This window comes from Mesorhizobium sp. WSM3873 (genome assembly GCF_001672445.1).
Taxonomy (GTDB): Bacteria; Pseudomonadota; Alphaproteobacteria; order Rhizobiales; family Rhizobiaceae; genus Mesorhizobium.
Map to the genome: position 1 here is coordinate 485,759 of NZ_LYTM01000034.1, position 16,315 is coordinate 502,073.

At 64.1% G+C, this 16,315-nt stretch carries 16 protein-coding genes; 8 read left to right on the plus strand and 8 right to left on the minus strand.

Annotated elements, in window-relative coordinates; genetic code table 11:
• The first annotated feature begins 332 nt into the window (after window positions 1–332).
• Both parC and A9K71_RS21875 read left to right on the plus strand, forming a co-directional pair.
• Window positions 333–2,588: a DNA topoisomerase IV subunit A gene (parC, locus tag A9K71_RS21870; protein WP_067000669.1), complete on the plus strand. Its 2,256-nt coding sequence runs from the start codon at window positions 333–335 to the stop codon at window positions 2,586–2,588.
• 241 nt (window positions 2,589–2,829) lie between these two features.
• Complete coding sequence (locus A9K71_RS21875) at window positions 2,830–4,029, plus strand: AI-2E family transporter (protein ID WP_067000672.1); 1,200 nt, start codon at window positions 2,830–2,832, stop codon at window positions 4,027–4,029.
• On the opposite strand, the gene A9K71_RS21880 is transcribed toward A9K71_RS21875, so the two are convergent.
• The 3 genes from A9K71_RS21880 to A9K71_RS21890 form a co-directional block, all read right to left on the minus strand.
• Entirely contained in the window at window positions 4,017–4,913 is an 897-nt protein-coding gene (locus A9K71_RS21880) for a DMT family transporter (protein ID WP_067000675.1), read from the minus strand. The two genes, A9K71_RS21875 and A9K71_RS21880, sit on opposite strands and share 13 nt — an antisense overlap.
• A gap of 121 nt (window positions 4,914–5,034) precedes the next feature.
• Window positions 5,035–5,799 carry an arginyltransferase gene (locus tag A9K71_RS21885; RefSeq protein WP_067000678.1) on the minus strand — a complete coding sequence of 255 codons (765 nt, stop codon included), beginning with the start codon at window positions 5,797–5,799 and terminating at the stop codon, window positions 5,035–5,037.
• A 140-nt stretch (window positions 5,800–5,939) separates the two neighbouring features.
• Window positions 5,940–6,410 carry an RDD family protein gene (locus tag A9K71_RS21890; protein ID WP_067000681.1) on the minus strand — a complete coding sequence of 157 codons (471 nt, stop codon included), beginning with the start codon at window positions 6,408–6,410 and terminating at the stop codon, window positions 5,940–5,942.
• 200 nt (window positions 6,411–6,610) lie between these two features.
• Between A9K71_RS21890 and sthA the strand changes: the two genes are divergently transcribed.
• Entirely contained in the window at window positions 6,611–7,999 is a 1,389-nt protein-coding gene (gene sthA, locus A9K71_RS21895) for a Si-specific NAD(P)(+) transhydrogenase (RefSeq protein WP_067000999.1), read from the plus strand.
• Window positions 8,000–8,024: 25 nt separating this feature from the next.
• Here sthA and A9K71_RS21900 read toward each other — a convergent pair whose 3' ends face one another.
• A complete protein-coding gene (locus tag A9K71_RS21900) occupies window positions 8,025–8,687 on the minus strand; it encodes an alpha/beta hydrolase (RefSeq protein WP_067000684.1) in 663 nt (220 codons plus the stop codon).
• A 203-nt stretch (window positions 8,688–8,890) separates the two neighbouring features.
• On the opposite strand from A9K71_RS21900, the gene opgC reads away from it, so the two are divergent.
• Complete coding sequence (gene opgC, locus A9K71_RS21905; protein WP_067000687.1) at window positions 8,891–10,063, plus strand: OpgC domain-containing protein; 1,173 nt, start codon at window positions 8,891–8,893, stop codon at window positions 10,061–10,063.
• 9 nt (window positions 10,064–10,072) lie between these two features.
• Here the strand turns inward: opgC and A9K71_RS21910 are convergent, their stop codons facing one another.
• On the minus strand, window positions 10,073–11,152 hold the full coding sequence (locus tag A9K71_RS21910) for a substrate-binding domain-containing protein (protein WP_067000691.1): 1,080 nt from the start codon (window positions 11,150–11,152) through the stop codon (window positions 10,073–10,075).
• Between the two features lie 174 nt (window positions 11,153–11,326).
• Here A9K71_RS21910 and A9K71_RS32150 point away from each other — a divergent pair, with 174 nt between their 5' ends.
• A complete protein-coding gene (locus tag A9K71_RS32150; protein ID WP_082980644.1) occupies window positions 11,327–11,470 on the plus strand; it encodes a hypothetical protein in 144 nt (47 codons plus the stop codon).
• A 57-nt stretch (window positions 11,471–11,527) separates the two neighbouring features.
• Window positions 11,528–11,665, plus strand: coding sequence for a hypothetical protein (locus A9K71_RS32155; protein ID WP_082980633.1), 138 nt, complete (start codon window positions 11,528–11,530; stop codon window positions 11,663–11,665).
• Window positions 11,666–11,709: 44 nt separating this feature from the next.
• On the opposite strand, the gene A9K71_RS21915 is transcribed toward A9K71_RS32155, so the two are convergent.
• A complete protein-coding gene (locus A9K71_RS21915; protein WP_067000694.1) occupies window positions 11,710–12,084 on the minus strand; it encodes a DUF423 domain-containing protein in 375 nt (124 codons plus the stop codon).
• Between the two features lie 30 nt (window positions 12,085–12,114).
• Window positions 12,115–13,359 carry a multidrug efflux MFS transporter gene (locus tag A9K71_RS21920; RefSeq protein ID WP_067000697.1) on the minus strand — a complete coding sequence of 415 codons (1,245 nt, stop codon included), beginning with the start codon at window positions 13,357–13,359 and terminating at the stop codon, window positions 12,115–12,117.
• Between the two features lie 119 nt (window positions 13,360–13,478).
• Between A9K71_RS21920 and A9K71_RS21925 the strand changes: the two genes are divergently transcribed.
• Window positions 13,479–14,144, plus strand: coding sequence for a GntR family transcriptional regulator (locus A9K71_RS21925; protein WP_067000700.1), 666 nt, complete (start codon window positions 13,479–13,481; stop codon window positions 14,142–14,144).
• A 106-nt stretch (window positions 14,145–14,250) separates the two neighbouring features.
• The gene (locus A9K71_RS21930) at window positions 14,251–15,222 is read left to right on the plus strand and encodes a glycosyl transferase family 90 (protein WP_067000703.1); all 972 of its coding nucleotides are present in this window, start codon (window positions 14,251–14,253) and stop codon (window positions 15,220–15,222) included.
• 39 nt (window positions 15,223–15,261) lie between these two features.
• On the opposite strand, the gene A9K71_RS21935 is transcribed toward A9K71_RS21930, so the two are convergent.
• Entirely contained in the window at window positions 15,262–16,305 is a 1,044-nt protein-coding gene (locus A9K71_RS21935) for an aldo/keto reductase (RefSeq protein ID WP_067000706.1), read from the minus strand.
• Between the last annotated feature and the right edge of the window lie 10 nt (window positions 16,306–16,315).

Below are 16,315 nucleotides of genomic sequence, written 5' to 3' on the forward strand. Positions count from 1 at the left end.
AACGGGTCGGGAACAAGGCGTTTCCCGGCACATTTGTCGAAAACGGCGATGAAAAGCAAACCCGGCCGGCACGCTTTGCATGATGCGGTGAATTTGTCATGAAGACCGCGGCTCTCCTGCGCCGGCGCGTTGCCTGCCCAGATAGAGGGCGCATGTAACAGATTGATGTTGGCCGGTTAGCCCGCTTGCTGCCGAGGCCGGTTGCAGAATGGGCAAACTGGAATGCTCGCCTTGCCGGTTCCGTGAAATCCTTCACGTCGCCATTTGCGACGAATCCGCCGACTGCCAACCCGGCGCTTGCCGCGAATCACCCGCTCGGCTAGTCCAAATCCATGGGCAAAAGGCATTTGCCGCCTGAAGACAATGGCGGCGGCGACAACATCGAACCGGTCGATCTGAAGGAAGCGCTCGAGAAGCGCTATCTCGCCTATGCGCTGTCCACCATCATGCATCGGGCGCTGCCGGATGTGCGCGACGGACTGAAGCCGGTCCATCGCCGCATCATGCATGCCATGCGGCTCTTGCGGCTCAACCCGGATCAGGGCTTCGCCAAATGCGCCCGCATCGTCGGCGAGGTGATGGGTAAGTTCCATCCGCATGGCGACCAGTCGATCTACGACGCGCTGGTGCGCCTCGCGCAGGAATTCTCGATGCGCTACCCGCTGGTCGACGGGCAGGGCAATTTCGGCAATATCGACGGCGATAACGCCGCCGCCATGCGCTACACCGAGGCGCGCATGACGGAGGTGGCGACCGAGCTACTTGCCGGCATCACCGAGGACGCCGTCGACTTCCGGCCGACCTATAATGAGGAGGACGAGGAACCCTCCGTTCTTCCCGGCGCCTTCCCGAACCTGCTCGCCAACGGCTCATCCGGCATTGCGGTCGGCATGGCGACCTCGATCCCGCCACACAACGCCGCCGAGCTTTGCGACGCGGCACTTCATCTGATCGAGCATCCGGACGCGCCGGTGACGAAGCTGATGGATTTCGTCCAAGGACCGGATTTCCCGACCGGCGGCATCATCGTCGACAGCCGCGCCTCGATCCTCGAAGCCTATGAGAGCGGCCGCGGCGGTTTCCGCGTGCGCTCCAGATGGAGCCAGGAGGACCAGGGCAGGGGCACCTGGAGCATCGTCGTCACCGAAATCCCCTATGGCGTCCAGAAGGCCAGGCTGATCGAGAAGATCGCCGAGCTGCTGATGGCGCGCAAGCTGCCGCTGCTCGAGGACGTCCGCGACGAAAGCGCCGAGGATATCCGTATCGTGCTGGTGCCGAAGAGCCGCAGCGTCGATCCAGGCATCCTGATGGAATCGCTGTTCAAGCTGACCGAGCTCGAAAGCCGCTTCCCGCTCAACATGAACGTGCTGTCGCGCGGCAAGGTGCCGAACGTCCTGTCGCTGAAGGGCGTGCTGAGGGAATGGCTCGATCACCGCCGCGACGTGCTGATCCGCCGCTCGAGATATCGGCTGGGCGAGATCGAGAAGCGGCTGGAAATCCTGGCCGGCTATCTGATCGCCTATTTGAACATCGACGAGGTGATCAGGATCATCCGCGAGGAGGACGAGCCCAAGCAGGTGATGATGGCCCGCTGGTCGCTCACCGACAATCAGGCCGAGGCCATTCTCAACATGCGGCTGCGCGCCCTGCGCAAGCTCGAAGAGATCGAAATCCGCAAGGAGTTCGACGGCCTTACCGAGGAGAAGAAGCAGATCGAGGCATTGCTTGCCTCCGACGCCAAGCAATGGGCGACGATCAAGTGGGAAGTCGCTGAGGTTCGTAAGAAGTTCGGTCCGGAGACCGAGCTCGGCAAACGCCGCACCCAGTTCGCCGACGCGCCCGAGCATGACCTCACCGATATCGCGCACGCCATGATCGAGCGCGAGCCTGTCACCGTCGTGGTTTCGGAAAAGGGCTGGCTCCGCGCGATGAAGGGTCACCTGACCGACTATTCGCAGCTTGCCTTCAAGGAAGGCGACAGCCTGAAGCTCGCCTTCCACGCGCAGACGACCGACAAGATCCTGGTCTTCACCACCGGCGGCAAGTTCTACACCATCGGCGCCGACCGGCTGCCGGGCGGGCGCGGCCATGGCGAGCCGATCCGCATCATCGTCGACATGGAGAACGACCAGGACATCGTCACCGCCTTCGTCCACGACCCGAAGCGCAGGCTGCTTCTGGTCTCCTACGACGCCAACGGCTTCGTCGTCTCCGAGGAAGAGGTGATCGCCAACACCCGCAAGGGCAAGCAGGTGATGAACGTCAAGGCGCCGGACGAGGCCAAACGCTGCATTCCGGTTGCCGGCGACCATCTCGCCATCGTCGGCGAGAATCGCAAGATGCTGATCTTCCCGCTGTCCGAAATCCCGGAAATGGCGCGAGGCAAGGGTGTGCGCCTGCAGAAATACAAGGACGGCGGCGTGCTGGACCTTAAGACCTTCACGATTGCAGCGGGGCTGACCTGGCAGGATTCGGCCGACCGCACCTTCACCAAGTCGCGCGAGGAATTGGCCGAGTGGATCGGCGCCCGTGCAGCCGCAGGTCGCATGGTGCCGAAGGGTTTCCCGAGGACGGGGAAGTTCGGCTAGCCAGGCTTCCCCTTCTCCCCTGTAGGAGAAGGTGTCGCCGAAGGCGACGGACGAGGGTGTTCCAGGGAACACAGACATCTCACTCCGCTGGAACATCCCTGATCCGTCTCGGCGCTACGCGCCCATCCACCTTCTCCCACATGGGAGGAGGCTAGGCGCAAACATTTGGACTATCGTCACGATTGCTGCACTATGATGGTCCATAAGCAACCATCGGAGCTGGCAGGGGAGAACCGCAGGGTTGAAGCGGGCTGAGATCCAGAAACCAGGGCAGCGCCTGTTCGGTCTGTCGGCGCCGCTGAGGGCTGCCGTCATCCCGCCGCTGTCGGCGGCGCGCTGGCTCCTGGTGCTGATCGTCGCCGCCGGCGTCTATTTCTTCCACGGCTTCCTGTTCCCGGTGCTGGCGGCGCTCGTCATCGCCTTCGCCAGCTGGCCGCTCTACCGCCGGCTGCTCGCCGGGGTCGGCGGCAACCGCACGATCGCCGCGACCCTCGCGATCCTGTTCATCCTGACCTTCCTGGTGGTGCCGATAGCGCTCGCCGGCACTTACGCCATCAACGAGCTTCGCGAGTGGGTGGTGTGGGCGATCGAGACCAACCGCAACGGGTCCGCCACGCCGCAATGGATCGCCACCATGCCGGTCGTCGGCGAATGGCTGAACCAGCAGTGGACGGCCAATCTCGGCCATCCCGGCGGCATCGGCGAATTGATCCAGATGGTCAGCGGCTCCAACATCGGCACCATCTATCGCGGCGCGCTGGCCGCCGGCGGCAGCGCCTTCGGGCTGCTGCTCACGCTGCTTTTCATGCTGATCGCGCTGTTCTTTGCCTATCGTGACGGCGAGGGCTTCGCGGCGCAGGTTGATCGCCTCGGCGAGCGCATCCTGCCGACGCGCTGGGAGCGGATCTCGCGCGTCGTGCCGGCCACCATTTCATCGACCGTCACCGGCATGACCGTCATCGCCATCGGCGAGGGCGTGGTGCTCGGCGTCGCCTATTGGCTGGCCGGCGTGCCGTCGCCGGTGACGCTCGGCGCGCTTACCGGCATCATGGCGCTGATCCCGGGCGGCGCGCCGCTCTCCTTCACGCTGGTGTCGATCTACCTCGCCGCCAGCGGCAAGTTGTTTGCGGGCCTTGCGCTGTTCGTCTGGGGCGCGGTCGAGCTTTTCATCGTCGACAAGACGCTGCGCCCGAAGCTGGTCGGCGGGCCGATCAAGCTGCCTTTCCTGCCGACCTTCTTCGGCCTGATCGGCGGCGTCAAGACGATGGGCTTCCTCGGCCTGTTCATAGGCCCTGTACTGATGGCGCTGCTCGTCGCCATCTGGCGCGAATGGCTGCGCGAGGTCGAGCTGATGGATGAGCTTCCACCTGCGGCCGAAGAAGGGAACGGGCCGCCACGAATCGAGACGGCGCCTGAGACCAGGAAAATTCAGGCCGGGTAGGCGACGGCGAGCGCCGCGCGGCGCCTGCGGCCTTCGTGCAATTGCCAGAGCGAGTGGGCTACCAGCGCCACGATCAGGATCGCGCCGCCGATCAGGCTGTTTCGCGTCGGAGCCTCGGCAAAGACCAGCCAGACCCAGACGGGCGCGAGCACCGTCTCCAGAACGTAGAACATCGCCACCTCCGGCCCTGAAATATATTTCGGGCCGGCGGCGAGACAGAAGAACGAGATCGGCATGATCACCGCGCCGTTGAAGATGATCCACCACGGCGCGTTGACGTGCAGCCCTTCACCCGAGACCATGAATGCGGCGAGCGCCAGCGGAAAGACGACGCCGATCAGCGCGGTGAAGCCCATGTCCTTGCCGCTGGCGCGCGAGATGGTGATGGCGAGTGCGACGAAGAAAGCCGAGCAGAGCGCCATGAAGTCGCCGAACAGTTTTCCGGTGCCGACCGAACCCCCGACAATGATCAGCACGCCGACGATCATCGCCAGCATTGCGATCACGGTGCTCAGCCGCGGTCGTTCTCTGAGGAACAGCCAGGAGAGCAGCGCCGCGAAGACGGTGTTGAAGGCCAGGATGAAGACGAGGTCGGCGGTCGAGGTATTATAGACGGCGGTGACGAAAGTGATGGAAGTCAGGCCGTAACAGATCGCCGCCGCCAGGCCCGACCAGCCGGGGATGAGCTTCGGCACGTTGCCGCGCACCGCTCGCCAGACGACCCAAATCAACAGGGTGGCGACAAGCGTTGTCCCGGTCCGCAGCGCCATGATGGTCCACGGGCTGCCATCCGCGAGCCGGATCAGGGGAATGTCGAAGGTGAGCACCAGGCCGCCGATGGCGGTGATCAGCAGGCCTTTCCGATGGTCGTGGTGGGAAGACATGATAGGTCTCGCAATGATTTGCAGGCGGTGGCTGGCTCGATGGCGCACTCTTCCAGCGAGTGGCGGAAACACCAGCTTCCTGCCCCTTGAAACAGTTTAAGAACGGGCTTTGGAAAAAACGTCAGCGACTGACCGCTTCGTGGTCGTAGCGTTCCCAGCCTTTCGGGCCGAGATGCTCCTGCGGCATGAATCGCATCTTATAGCTCATCTTGCGCGAGCCGTTGACCCAATAGCCGAGATAGACGTGGGGCAGTCCCATCGCCTTGGCGCGGGCGATGTGATCGAGGATCATGAAGGTGCCGAGCGAGCGGTCCTCGAAATCGGGATTGAAGTAGGAATAGACCATCGACAAGCCGTCGGCCATCTTGTCGGTCAGCGCCACCGCGATCAATTCACCCTGGCCCTTGCCGGTGATGAAGGTGTCGGGGCCGCGCCGCCGGTATTCGATGATCTTGGTGTCGACATGCGTGTCCTCGACCATCATCGCATAGTCGAGCACTGTCATGTCGGACATCCCGCCGCGGCGATGGCGCGCGTCGAGATAGGCGCGAAACAGCGAATATTGCTCGGTGGAAGGCTGCGCGTCGTGCATGGCGCCGATGAGGTCGGCATTGCGCTGGGTGACGCGGCGCATGTTGCGGCTGGCGGTAAACTCCTGCGCCAGGATGCGCACCGACACGCAGGCGCGGCAGGATTCGCAGGCTGGCCGGTAGGCGATGTTCTGGGAACGCCGGAAGCCGCCTTGCGTGAGCAGATCGTTCATCTCGGGCGCCTTGTCGCCGACAAGGTGCGTGAACACCTTGCGCTCGAACTGGCCCTCCAGATAGGGGCACGGGGACGGCGCGGTCAGGAAGAACTGCGGCGACTGGGTCGGATGCTGCGTCATCGATTCTTGGACACGCTCCTGCGAATCGCCCTACCTTTGGCCCGGCCGGCGAAAAATTCAACAGGATTGTGCTGTCTCGGCCGGCCCAAGCTGTTCATAATCTAGCACAACCGGCGCGGCGAGGGCGGCCGCACATATCGTCAGCTATCGGTGCGGGTGACGACGGTGCCGAGAAGCAGGTCGTGCAGCGTGCGCTTGCGATCGGAAAACAGCGTGACCAGCAGCACCAGCGGCGTCAGGATGACGTTGCCGGCCCAGAACAGCACCGAATGCACGACGGCGGTCAGGCCGTCGATGCGCGTGCCGTCGAGCCTCTCAAGCCGGATGCCCATGATCTTCATGCCGGTTGTGGCCTGGTCGCGGCTGCCCAGCGTGTTCCAGATATAGAGGATGGCAACCGCCGGAAGAAGGACGGAGAACAGCGCCCAGCCCAGGCCGAAGGTCAAAAGCCCGAGTAGGGCGACCAATATGGCGAAGGGGATGGTGAGCAGCGCCACGAAGAAATAGTCGAGGATGAAGGCGAAGACGCGCCTGGTGCGCACGCCGCGGTAGGCGCGTGTATCCTCGAGCCTTGTGGTGATAATCTCGCCGTCCAGCACGCGCGTGTTCATGTGTCATGCCCTCGCAACAGACCAGAAATCAGTCTCGGCCATTCGCCACTGAAATGGTGAAAGCCGGTGGCGGAATCAAGATGGACTGCTCGTGACGCCCGCGCGGCAGGCTGTGGCGAGCCGCGCTGCGGCGATTGAATTCATGGCGCGGATCGCGTTAGCCTGCTGCGGCGCAAAAAGACGCCGAGGGGATGTGGAATATGGACTACGACATGTTGGTCATCGGCAGCGGCCCCTCCGGGCGCCGCGCCGCGGTGCAGTCGGCCAAGCTCGGCAAGTCGGTTTTGGTCGTCGATAGGGGCCGGCGTCTCGGCGGCGTCTCCGTGCACACCGGCACCATTCCATCCAAGACGCTGCGCGAAACCGTGCTCAATCTCTCCGGCTGGCGCGAGCGCGGCTTCTACGGGCGCGGCTATCGGGTCAAGCAGGATATTTCGGTCAGCGACCTCGTCGAGCGCCTGCGCAAGACGCTCGATCACGAAGTCGAGGTGCTACAGCATCAGTTCATGCGCAACGCGGTCAAAAGCGCGCGGGCCACGGCCAAGTTCATCGGCGCCAACAAGGTCAGCCTGACCACCGACAATGGCGACTACAGCGAGATCGGTTTCGCCAATGCGCTGATCGCCGTCGGCACCAGGCCGCACCGCCCGCGCGACGTGCCGTTCGACAAGACGCGCGTCTTCGACAGCGACGAGATGCTGGAACTCGACCGGTTGCCGCGCACGCTGACCGTCATCGGCGCCGGCGTCATCGGCGTCGAATACGCGACCATCTTTTCGGCGCTCGACGTGCCGGTGACGCTGGTCGAGCCGCGCAACACCATCCTCGATTTCGTCGATCGCGAAATCGTCGACGACTTCATCCATCAGATGCGCGACCGCGGCATGACCATTCGCCTCGGCAGCACGGTGAAGGAAATCGCCTCCAAGCCCGATCATGCCGAAGTGACGCTTGCCGATGGCCGTACCATTCGCTCCGAAATCGTGCTTTACGCTGCCGGCCGCAGCGGCAATCTTGGCAGCCTCGGGCTCGACGTGGTCGGCATCGAGGCCGACAGCCGCGGCCGCATCAAGGTCGATCCCCAGACATTTCAGACCAGCGCGCCCAATATCTATGCCACCGGCGACGTCATCGGGTTTCCGAGTCTGGCCTCGACCTCGATGGAGCAGGGCAGGGTGGCTGCCTGCCATGCCTTCGGCGTGGCGCTGCCACCGCCGCCGGAAACCTTCCCTTACGGGATCTACGCCGTGCCGGAAATCTCCACCGTCGGCCAATCGGAGGAGCAGGTGCGCGAGAGCGGGATCGCCTATGAGGTCGGCGTGGCGCGCTTCCGGGAAACCTCGCGCGGCCACATCATGGGCGTCAACTCAGGTTTCCTGAAGCTCCTGTTCTCGGTCGACACGCGCCGCCTGCTCGGCGCCCATATCGTCGGCGAGGGTGCGACCGAGCTCATCCATATCGGCCAGGCGGTGATCAATCTCGGCGGCACGGTCGACTTCTTCGTCAACAACACCTTCAACTATCCGACGCTCGCCGAAGCCTACAAGATCGCCGGGCTGGATGCCTGGAACCGGATGGGGCAGGGTTAGCCTCGGCAGCAGCGTCTATCTCTCGTCAGGCGGCCGGCGTCGAGGTCGCGGCAAGCCACTGCCGGGCGATCGCGGCATCCGCGGCGCCGAACTCGTGGCCGGAGGCGACGATGTGCGCATCGACCTCGGCACGGCGCTGGCTGAAGAGCGTCACCAAGGCTGGCGCGAACGGGCCGTAGGTCTGGTCGGCCGCGCCGGCGATGATCAGCACTCGCGTTGCGGCAAGGTCGGTCGCCGGCGCATCGTCGAGCACCGGCATCGCCCTGAGCAGCGCCGCCTGCCTGACGAGGCCCGGGTGAAGCAGCATCAGCGTGGAAACCAGATTGGCGCCGTTTGAGTAACCCAGGAAGGTCGCGCGAGTGAGATCAACCTCGTGGTGCCGTGCGGCTTCCACCGCGAATTGGGCGAAAGCGGCCGTCTCCGCGCGGATGCTCGACTGCTCGAAGCTGGTCGGCGTGATTCGCTCGAACCAGCGAAAACCGTCCTCCTGGCGGATGCGGCCGCGTGCTGCGACAACCACCGCGCGCGGCGCGATCCGCCTCGCCAGCGGCAAAAGTGTCGCTTCGTCCACGCCCGATCCATGCAGCACGAAAAGGCATTCGCCGCTCGCATTTTCCGGTCTGATCAGACGATAGGAAAAGGGCAGATCACGCTGCAGCTCGCTGTTTTTGCTGTCATGTTCGGACATGATCAGATCCTTTTGATTCTACGGTGATTTCGCTGATTTGCCGGCTTCAAAACGGAATGTTTTCAAGCTCCGCGAAAGTTGATTGAACCCGGCGCATTTCGGGCCGTTTCTGCGCCGATACACTCCCGAACGGGAGGAATCGAAGCGGTGCGTCGGGGGTCGCATTGCTGGACATGAAACACCAGCTCTGAGGCCTTTTGTCGATGACCATCCCCGTTTCTCAACGCGATACGCGTATCGATGTGCTGCGCGCGCTCGCCTTGCTCACCATTTTCGTCGACCACGTGCCGGGTACCGTCTTCGAAAACCTGACCTACAAGAACCTCGGCTTTTCCGATGCGGCAGAGGCCTTCGTTTTGATCTCCGGCATCTCGGTGGCGCTCGCCTATGGCACCAAGTTCAAGCCGGGGGGCAGGCTGCTGGCGACCCTCAAGATGTGGCGGCGCGCCGGCGTGCTCTACGTCACCCACATCGTCATCACCATGCTGGTGATCGCCCTGTTTTCCGCCACGGCCGTGTTCGCCCACCGCCCGGAGCTGTTGAAGATGATCAACATCGAGCCGCTGATGAAGGACACGCCGGAGGTGCTTTTCGGCATCGTCACCCTCGGCCATCAGCTCGGCTACAACAACATCCTGCCGGTCTATGCGGCGCTGCTTCTGGCGGCGCCGGCCTTCGTTCTGTTCGTCAGCTACAGGCCCGTGGCGGCACTGACGGTATCCGGGCTGCTGTGGCTGATCGCCGGCATCTGGCAGATCGCGCCGCCGAATTATCCCGAGCCGGGTCTCTGGTTCTTGAACCCGTTGTCCTGGCAGTTCCTGTTCAACATCGGCCTTGCCGCCATGCTGCATGTCAAGCGCGGCGGCACCATCCCCGTAAACCGGTGGCTGCTGGGTTTCGCCGGCGTCTATGTGGTGGGCGCGGCGATCTGGGTGCACAGCCCACTCTGGGGGCAGATCACCTGGTTCAATCTGCCGGTGGTGATCGGCGGCTTCGACAAGACCTTCCTGTCGCTGCCACGGCTGCTGCATATCCTGGCCGTCAGTTATTTGATCGTCGCCCTGCCGGCCGTGTCGAACCTTTTCCGCGCCAAGCCTGACAATCCGCTGGCGATCCTCGGCAAGCGCTCGCTGCCCGTTTTCGTTGCCGGAACGCTGATCGCCATGGCCGCTCAGGTGCTGAGGCTGATCAATCCGGGCGGCCTCGCCTATGACACGCTGCTGATCGCTGCCGGCATCGCCATGCAGTTCGCGCTGGCGCTCTATCTCGAATGGCTCGCCGGTCTCGGCCCGACCCGCATCAAGCCGGCGCGTGCGGAGCCGGCGCGCGCCGGGTTCCCTGTGCCGCCCATGCCGGCGCGGGTCGGCGGATATTGAGATGTGGTTCTAGGATATGGGAGCAGGGCCCGTTGAGGCCCTGACGACGAGCTCAACGCCCATCGTCTCGCGCCGCACCGCGCCGTCATAGTCGAGGATCATGCGCGCGGCCCGCCGGCCGATCTCGGTGATCGGCTGCGCGATCGTGGTCAGCGGCGGGTCGCAGAGCGCGCCGTCGGGCACGCCGTCGAAGCCGACAACGGAAACGTCTTCCGGCACTTTCAGACCGCGCGCAGTCAGCCAGTCGATGGCGATCATGGCCATCCTGTCCGACATTGCCAGGATGGCGGTCGGCCGCTCGCCGCCGGCAAAGATCGCTTCGAGCCCGGCCCAGGTGCTCCTTTGCTCGTTCTCGGTCTCGAAGACCGGGATGCTCTTCGTGTCGACACCGAAGCCGGACAGTTCCTCGAAATAGCCGGCCAGACGATCGCGCGTTCCCGTGTAGACGGCCGAGCGGACCATTTCGGGCGTGACGAAGCCGGTGCGGTCATCGCCGAGAGTAAGCGACAGCACGGCGAAACGGCGATGTCCGAGTTCGGCAAGATGCCGCGCGGCGAGCCGTCCGCCGGCGATGTTGTCGACGCCGATGGCCGAGATCGTCTCGTCGTGAAAGCCGAGCTCCAACGCCACGAAGGGCAGCCTGCGTTCGCGCGTCAGCTCGACGAGACGCGAGCCGCCTTCGATGCAGAACAGGATGAAACCGTCGACAAGCGCGCTCTGGATGTTCCAGGCGAGCTTCTCCTGGTTGGCCGCCGAAACCAATGCGATGCCGGCGCCGGTGGCGTCGCAGGCCTCGGAAATGCCGGCCATCATGACGCGCGCGAAGGGATCCTCGAAGAAGTAGGAAAGGGGCTCGGTCGTGCCGACGCCGATGGCATTGACCTTGCCGGCGCGCAGCAGGCGGCCTTTCGGATCAGGCCCGGCGTAACCCATCGCCTCCGCCACCGCCCTGACCCGCTCGCGCACCTCGGCGCGCACGACCTCCGGGCGACTGAAGACATTGGAGGCCGTCCCATGCGAGACGCCCGCCGCCTTGGCAATATCCGCCAGCCGGATGGGGCGTGCCTGGCCTTCGATGAGTGATGCCATGTCTGTTCTCCGAATCCGGTCGCATGTCGAACATGGACGCGGAATGTCCGACGGTCCACTTACCATTTTTGTTGGATCGATTCAAATTTCTCCTTGACTTCGGCGGTGCAAGGCTTATGATTGAATCGATCCAAGTCACCTGACATGAAGCAAGATACGAGAAGGAGGGTTGCCATGCATCCGGTCAATTTTTTGTTCGAGGACGTCCACCGCAACGATTGGGGCATTGCTTCGGCCGCGCAGAGTGAGCGGCGCCGCGGCAAGACAGGCCCGTGGAAGCGTCAGCCCCGCTTCGTCGTGGAGCGCAAGCGCGCCTGAGCAGCCAGTCTTTTTCGCGTCGATCGGTTGGATCGATTCAATTGAAGGAACCAAGCCATGCATCCCATCAGCCATCTTTTCGAGGCCATCTATCGCAACTATTGGGGCATCTCGCCGGCAACCGACCGGCCGGAACGCCGGCGCGCGGCGGAGCCGGCGTCGCGCCAGCGGCGCCTGCGTCGGGGAGGGCGGTAGTCGCGGCCCATTTTCCGACGAGCCTCAGCAATGGCAAGGCGGATCTAGGACCCTGGGCGCCACAGCGCCGAGACCGCAATCGCCAGCCAGCCGACGATAAGCAGCGTGCCGCCGATCGGCGCCGACATCGGAAACAGTCGCGAACCGAGGAAATCCCGGGCGAGAAGATCGCCCGAGAACAGCAGCAGGCCGACAAGGAGCGCCAGGCTTGCGATCCTGAGATACCGGCTGCCGCCGATAAGACCGATGGCGAGGAAGACCGGCGCATGCATCAGCAGGAAGGATGCGGCCGTGCCGGTGAAGGCGCCGCCGCGATGCGCGGCCGCCGCCGACAGCGCCACCCCTGCCGCGCCGACGAGACCGCCTGCCAGCACGAGGATGCGGCTGCCGCCGTCTGATGGTTGCCCGGCAAGACTCATTTCGATGCTCCGTCTTCGATCGCGCGCGGCTCAGGATTCGCCGGCCTCGAGCAGCATATGCCGTGCGCGCCGCGTCTGGACAATCCAGTTATAGACCGCCCCCAGCGCCATCAGCACCGATGTGCCCAAGAACACCGCCCGCATGCCGAAATGGCCGCCGACGAAGCCTCCGGCGAGCGGTCCCGCGACCTGGCCGACATACTGCGCCGAGATCGATAGTCCGAGCACATTGCCGCCGACGCCGTCGGGGATGTTGTGACGGATGACGCTGGTGATGCAGGGCAGGAGGCCGCCCAGCGCCAGCCCCATCAGGAAGCGCAACCCGATCAGCTGCCAGCCGTCGGTGACGAAAGCTTGCGGGACAAGCAGCAGGGCCGAAACGGCGAGCGCGCCGACGACCACGTTCCAGTGGCCGACCCGATCGGCAAGCTTGCCCAGCCACGACGAGGACAGGATGGTTCCAAGCGCGGCCGCCGACATCACCACGCCCGCGACCATCGTCACCTTGCTCTGGTCCGCGACGAGCTGCTGCACATAGACCGTGATGATCGGCTCGATCGACATGGTTGCAAAGGCGAGCAGCATGCCGGTCGTCAGCATCGCGACGACCGGGCGCTTGTCGGGAATCTGTGCCCAGCCGCTCTTCGGCTTTGCCGACGAGACAGCTTTGGGAGCCGGCGGGTTTTCCTTGATCAGGAAAGTCGTGGCCAGGAAAGCGAGAAAGATGACAGCGCCCGACAACAGGAAGGTGGCGCGGATGCCGATCAGCGGCGGCAGCATGCCACCAAGCAGCGGTCCGACCAGCGAGCCGGCCGTGATGCCGGCCGACAGCACGCCGAGCGCCCAGCCGGAGCGCTCCTTTGGCGTCTGCATCGCCACCAATATCGTCGATCCCGAGGAGTAGCCGCCGGCAAAGCCGATCAGGAGCCTCAGCAACACCAATTGCCAGACGCTTTCGACCATACCGGTCAGCGACATGCAGATCGCCATGCCGAACGAGGCGCGCACCAGCATCAGCTTGCGGCCGTAAAGGTCGCCGAGCCGCCCCCACAGAGGGGCGACCAGCGCCGCGGCAAAGAAGGTGGCACCGTAAGCAACTCCTGACCATTGCACGATTGCCGCGTGCCCTTTGGCACCCAGCTGTTCGACATAAAGCGGCAGGAACGGCAACAGCAGCGTCATGGCAATCAGCGTGCTGAACGAGCCGGCGAAGCAGACGGCGAGATTGCGTCGCCAATGGATATTGTAGCCGCTCTGGGTGCTGTTTTCTGCCATGTCATGCCTACTTGGTTGTCCGGGATTGTTCCGGATACCATTTTGGGATACCAGATCGGTATCCGTCATGAACCTCAACCCCGCCGCTGTCAATGCGGCGCCGAAGAGCGGAACGACAAATGTCGCAAATGCAGAATGTCGAAAGGCAGCTTCGCGAAATGATCCTCGGGCTCGAGATCGGCCCGGGCGAGCGGCTGACCGAGCGTTGGATCGAAAGCCGCTTCGGCGCCTCCCGCACCCCGGTCAGGGCGGCGCTGCTGCGCCTCGAGACCGAAGGGCTGATCGCTCGTGACGGCCGCGGCTGGACGGTGGCGCCGATCAATCTCGCCGAGCTCGGCCAGATCGCCGTCTACCGCGAGGCGGTCGAGGTGGCGGCGGTGCGGTTGACGGCGTCGCTGGAAGATCGCAGCGGGATCGAGGTGATCGCGGCGATGCTCGATTCCTGCGACGCCGGTACGCCGCGCGAGGAATGGCACCGCGTTGGTCTGGATTTTCACATCGAGCTGGCCAGGCTTTCCGGCAATGAATTCCTGCTTAGGGGAGTCCGCGATGCAATGACCAGGCTCTCCCGCGCGCGTTGGCTGGAAGTGCGCGACGAGGCGGCGCTTGGCCGCGCCTGGGCCGAGCACCACGCCATCCTGGCTGCCGTGCGAAAGGGTGACGCCGAAAAGGCGGCACGGCTGCTCTCGGCCCACATCGCCGGCAGCCGCGACCGCCTGGTGACTTCGCTGCATGACGACCGGCGCGGCCTGCGCGCCAGGGGCTTTGCCGTCGTCGCTGCCTGATCCTCGGCCATCGTCGAACTTCAACAAGTTCGTCAGCTTGGGCGGGCTTGCAAGATGTTCGGCACAATGCTGTAGGAGGCGACGGACATCTTTAAACGACGGACGCATGGCCTCGCCCTTACGCACCGCAGCGCGGGTATTTTATTTCATACGCAACATCACGCGCGATGTGGCGCCGCAGGCTCTCTTTCGCCGGCGGCTTGCGCGCCGGCTGGACCAGGCGAGGCTCTCCAGCAAAACGGTCCGTGATCGGGTCAACTACTACAACCGGCTCGACCATAGCTTCGTGCCGAGCGCGGCGGCGGTGCCCGCCAGTCAAATACCCAAGTTCGGGAGCATGTACTATTACGACCTGAAGGAGTTCGCCCGCTACTTCGATCGCCACCTGCTCATCGATCTCGAGTTTGGCGACGTCGTCGACGTTCCGGCGGTGCCGTCAATCGTCAAGGACCGGCCGATCCGTAACGACAACGGCAACGCCGTGATCATGAAGCTCGACAAGTTCCGCCATTTCAACATGCCAAAGGACAATCTGTCCTTCGCCGACAAGCGCCCGATGGCGGTCTGGCGCGGTCATTTCAACAATCCAATCCGCAAACGGTTCGTCGATGCCGTGCGCGACCTGCCGTCTTGCGATGCCGGCTCGCCCAAGCCAAGCGCCCCGGAGAACTATCGCAAGCCGTATCTCACGATCGCGCAGCAGCGGCAGTTCCGCTACATCGTCTCGCTCGAAGGCAATGACGTGGCGACGAACCTCAAGTGGATCATGAGCTCGAATTCGCTCTGCCTGATGCCGCCGCCGACCTACGAAACCTGGTTCGCCGAGGCTGAGCTCGAGGCCGATGTCCACTACGTGCCTCTGGCGTCGGATTTTTCGGACGTCGCCGACAAGATCGCCTATTTCGAAAAGCACCCGGCGGAAGCCCAACGCATCATAACGGCGGCCAACGCCTATTGCCGCCGGTTCAGCAACGAAAAGGACGAGCGGGCGGTATCGCTGCTCGTCCTCTACAAATATTTCGTGCTCAGCGGCCAGATCGAACCCGACCCGGAGGTCTGGCGTTTTATCGCCGGCTGACCTCCGCGCGTTTTCGGGCGCGGAGCACGGCGCGCATTCTCAGATATCGCTGCGGTCGAGCACCAGGTCGGCGGGGCCGAACCGGTTCTTGGCGGTGAGCTGCTGGTGCCAGTAGGGATAAAGCACCGGCGGCCGGCTGACGTCGTCGAGGCGCAGGCGCTCGTCCAGGGACAGCGTCAGGCTGGCCGCGGCGAGGTTGTCCTTGAGCTGGGCTTCGTTGCGGGCGCCGATCACCAGCGAAGAAACGGCCGGGCGGCCGAGCAGCCAGGCAAGCGCCACCTGTGCCGCCGAAACGCCGCGCGCCTTGCCGATTTCGACCAGAACGTCGACGATCCGCCACAACCTGTCCTCGTCGCGGATCGGCGGTTCGGACCAGCCGCCAAGCTGGCGGGCCGTCGGGCTGTCGCGGCGGTATTTGCCCGACAGCAGGCCGCCGGCCAGCGGGCTCCACACCAGCACGCCAAGACCCTGGTCGACCGAGATCGGCAGCAACTCGTACTCCGCCTCGCGCGCTTCCAGCGTGTAGTGGATCTGCTGCGTGACGAAGCGCGGCTGATGATGGCTGTCGCTGATCGAGAGGGCCTTCATCACCTGCCAGCCCGAATAATTGGAACAGCCGACATAACGGATCTTGCCCTGGCTGACCAAAGTGTCGAGCGCAGCGATCGTTTCCTCCAGCGGCGTGACCCCATCCCACTCATGCAGGAAATAGATGTCGATGACGTCGGTCTTGAGCCGCTTCAGGCTCCGCTCGCATTCCCGGATCAGGTGATGGCGCGACAGGCCTTCGTCGTTGGGGCCGTTTCCGATCCGCATGCGCGCCTTGGAGGCGATGAGCACATCGTTCTTGCGCTTGCCGCCGAGCGCCTCGCCGACGATCTCCTCCGACAGGCCGTTCGAATACACGTTGGCGGTGTCGATGAGATTGATGCCGGCATCGATGCAGGTATCGATGATGCGGCTCGCCTGCGAGAGATCGGATTCGCCGACGGCGGCGAACGGGCCCGTCCCGCCGAAGGTCATCGTGCCAAGGGTCAAAGTCGAAACCTTCAGGCCGGAACGGCCAAGCGTGCGGTATTCCATGTCAGGTCCT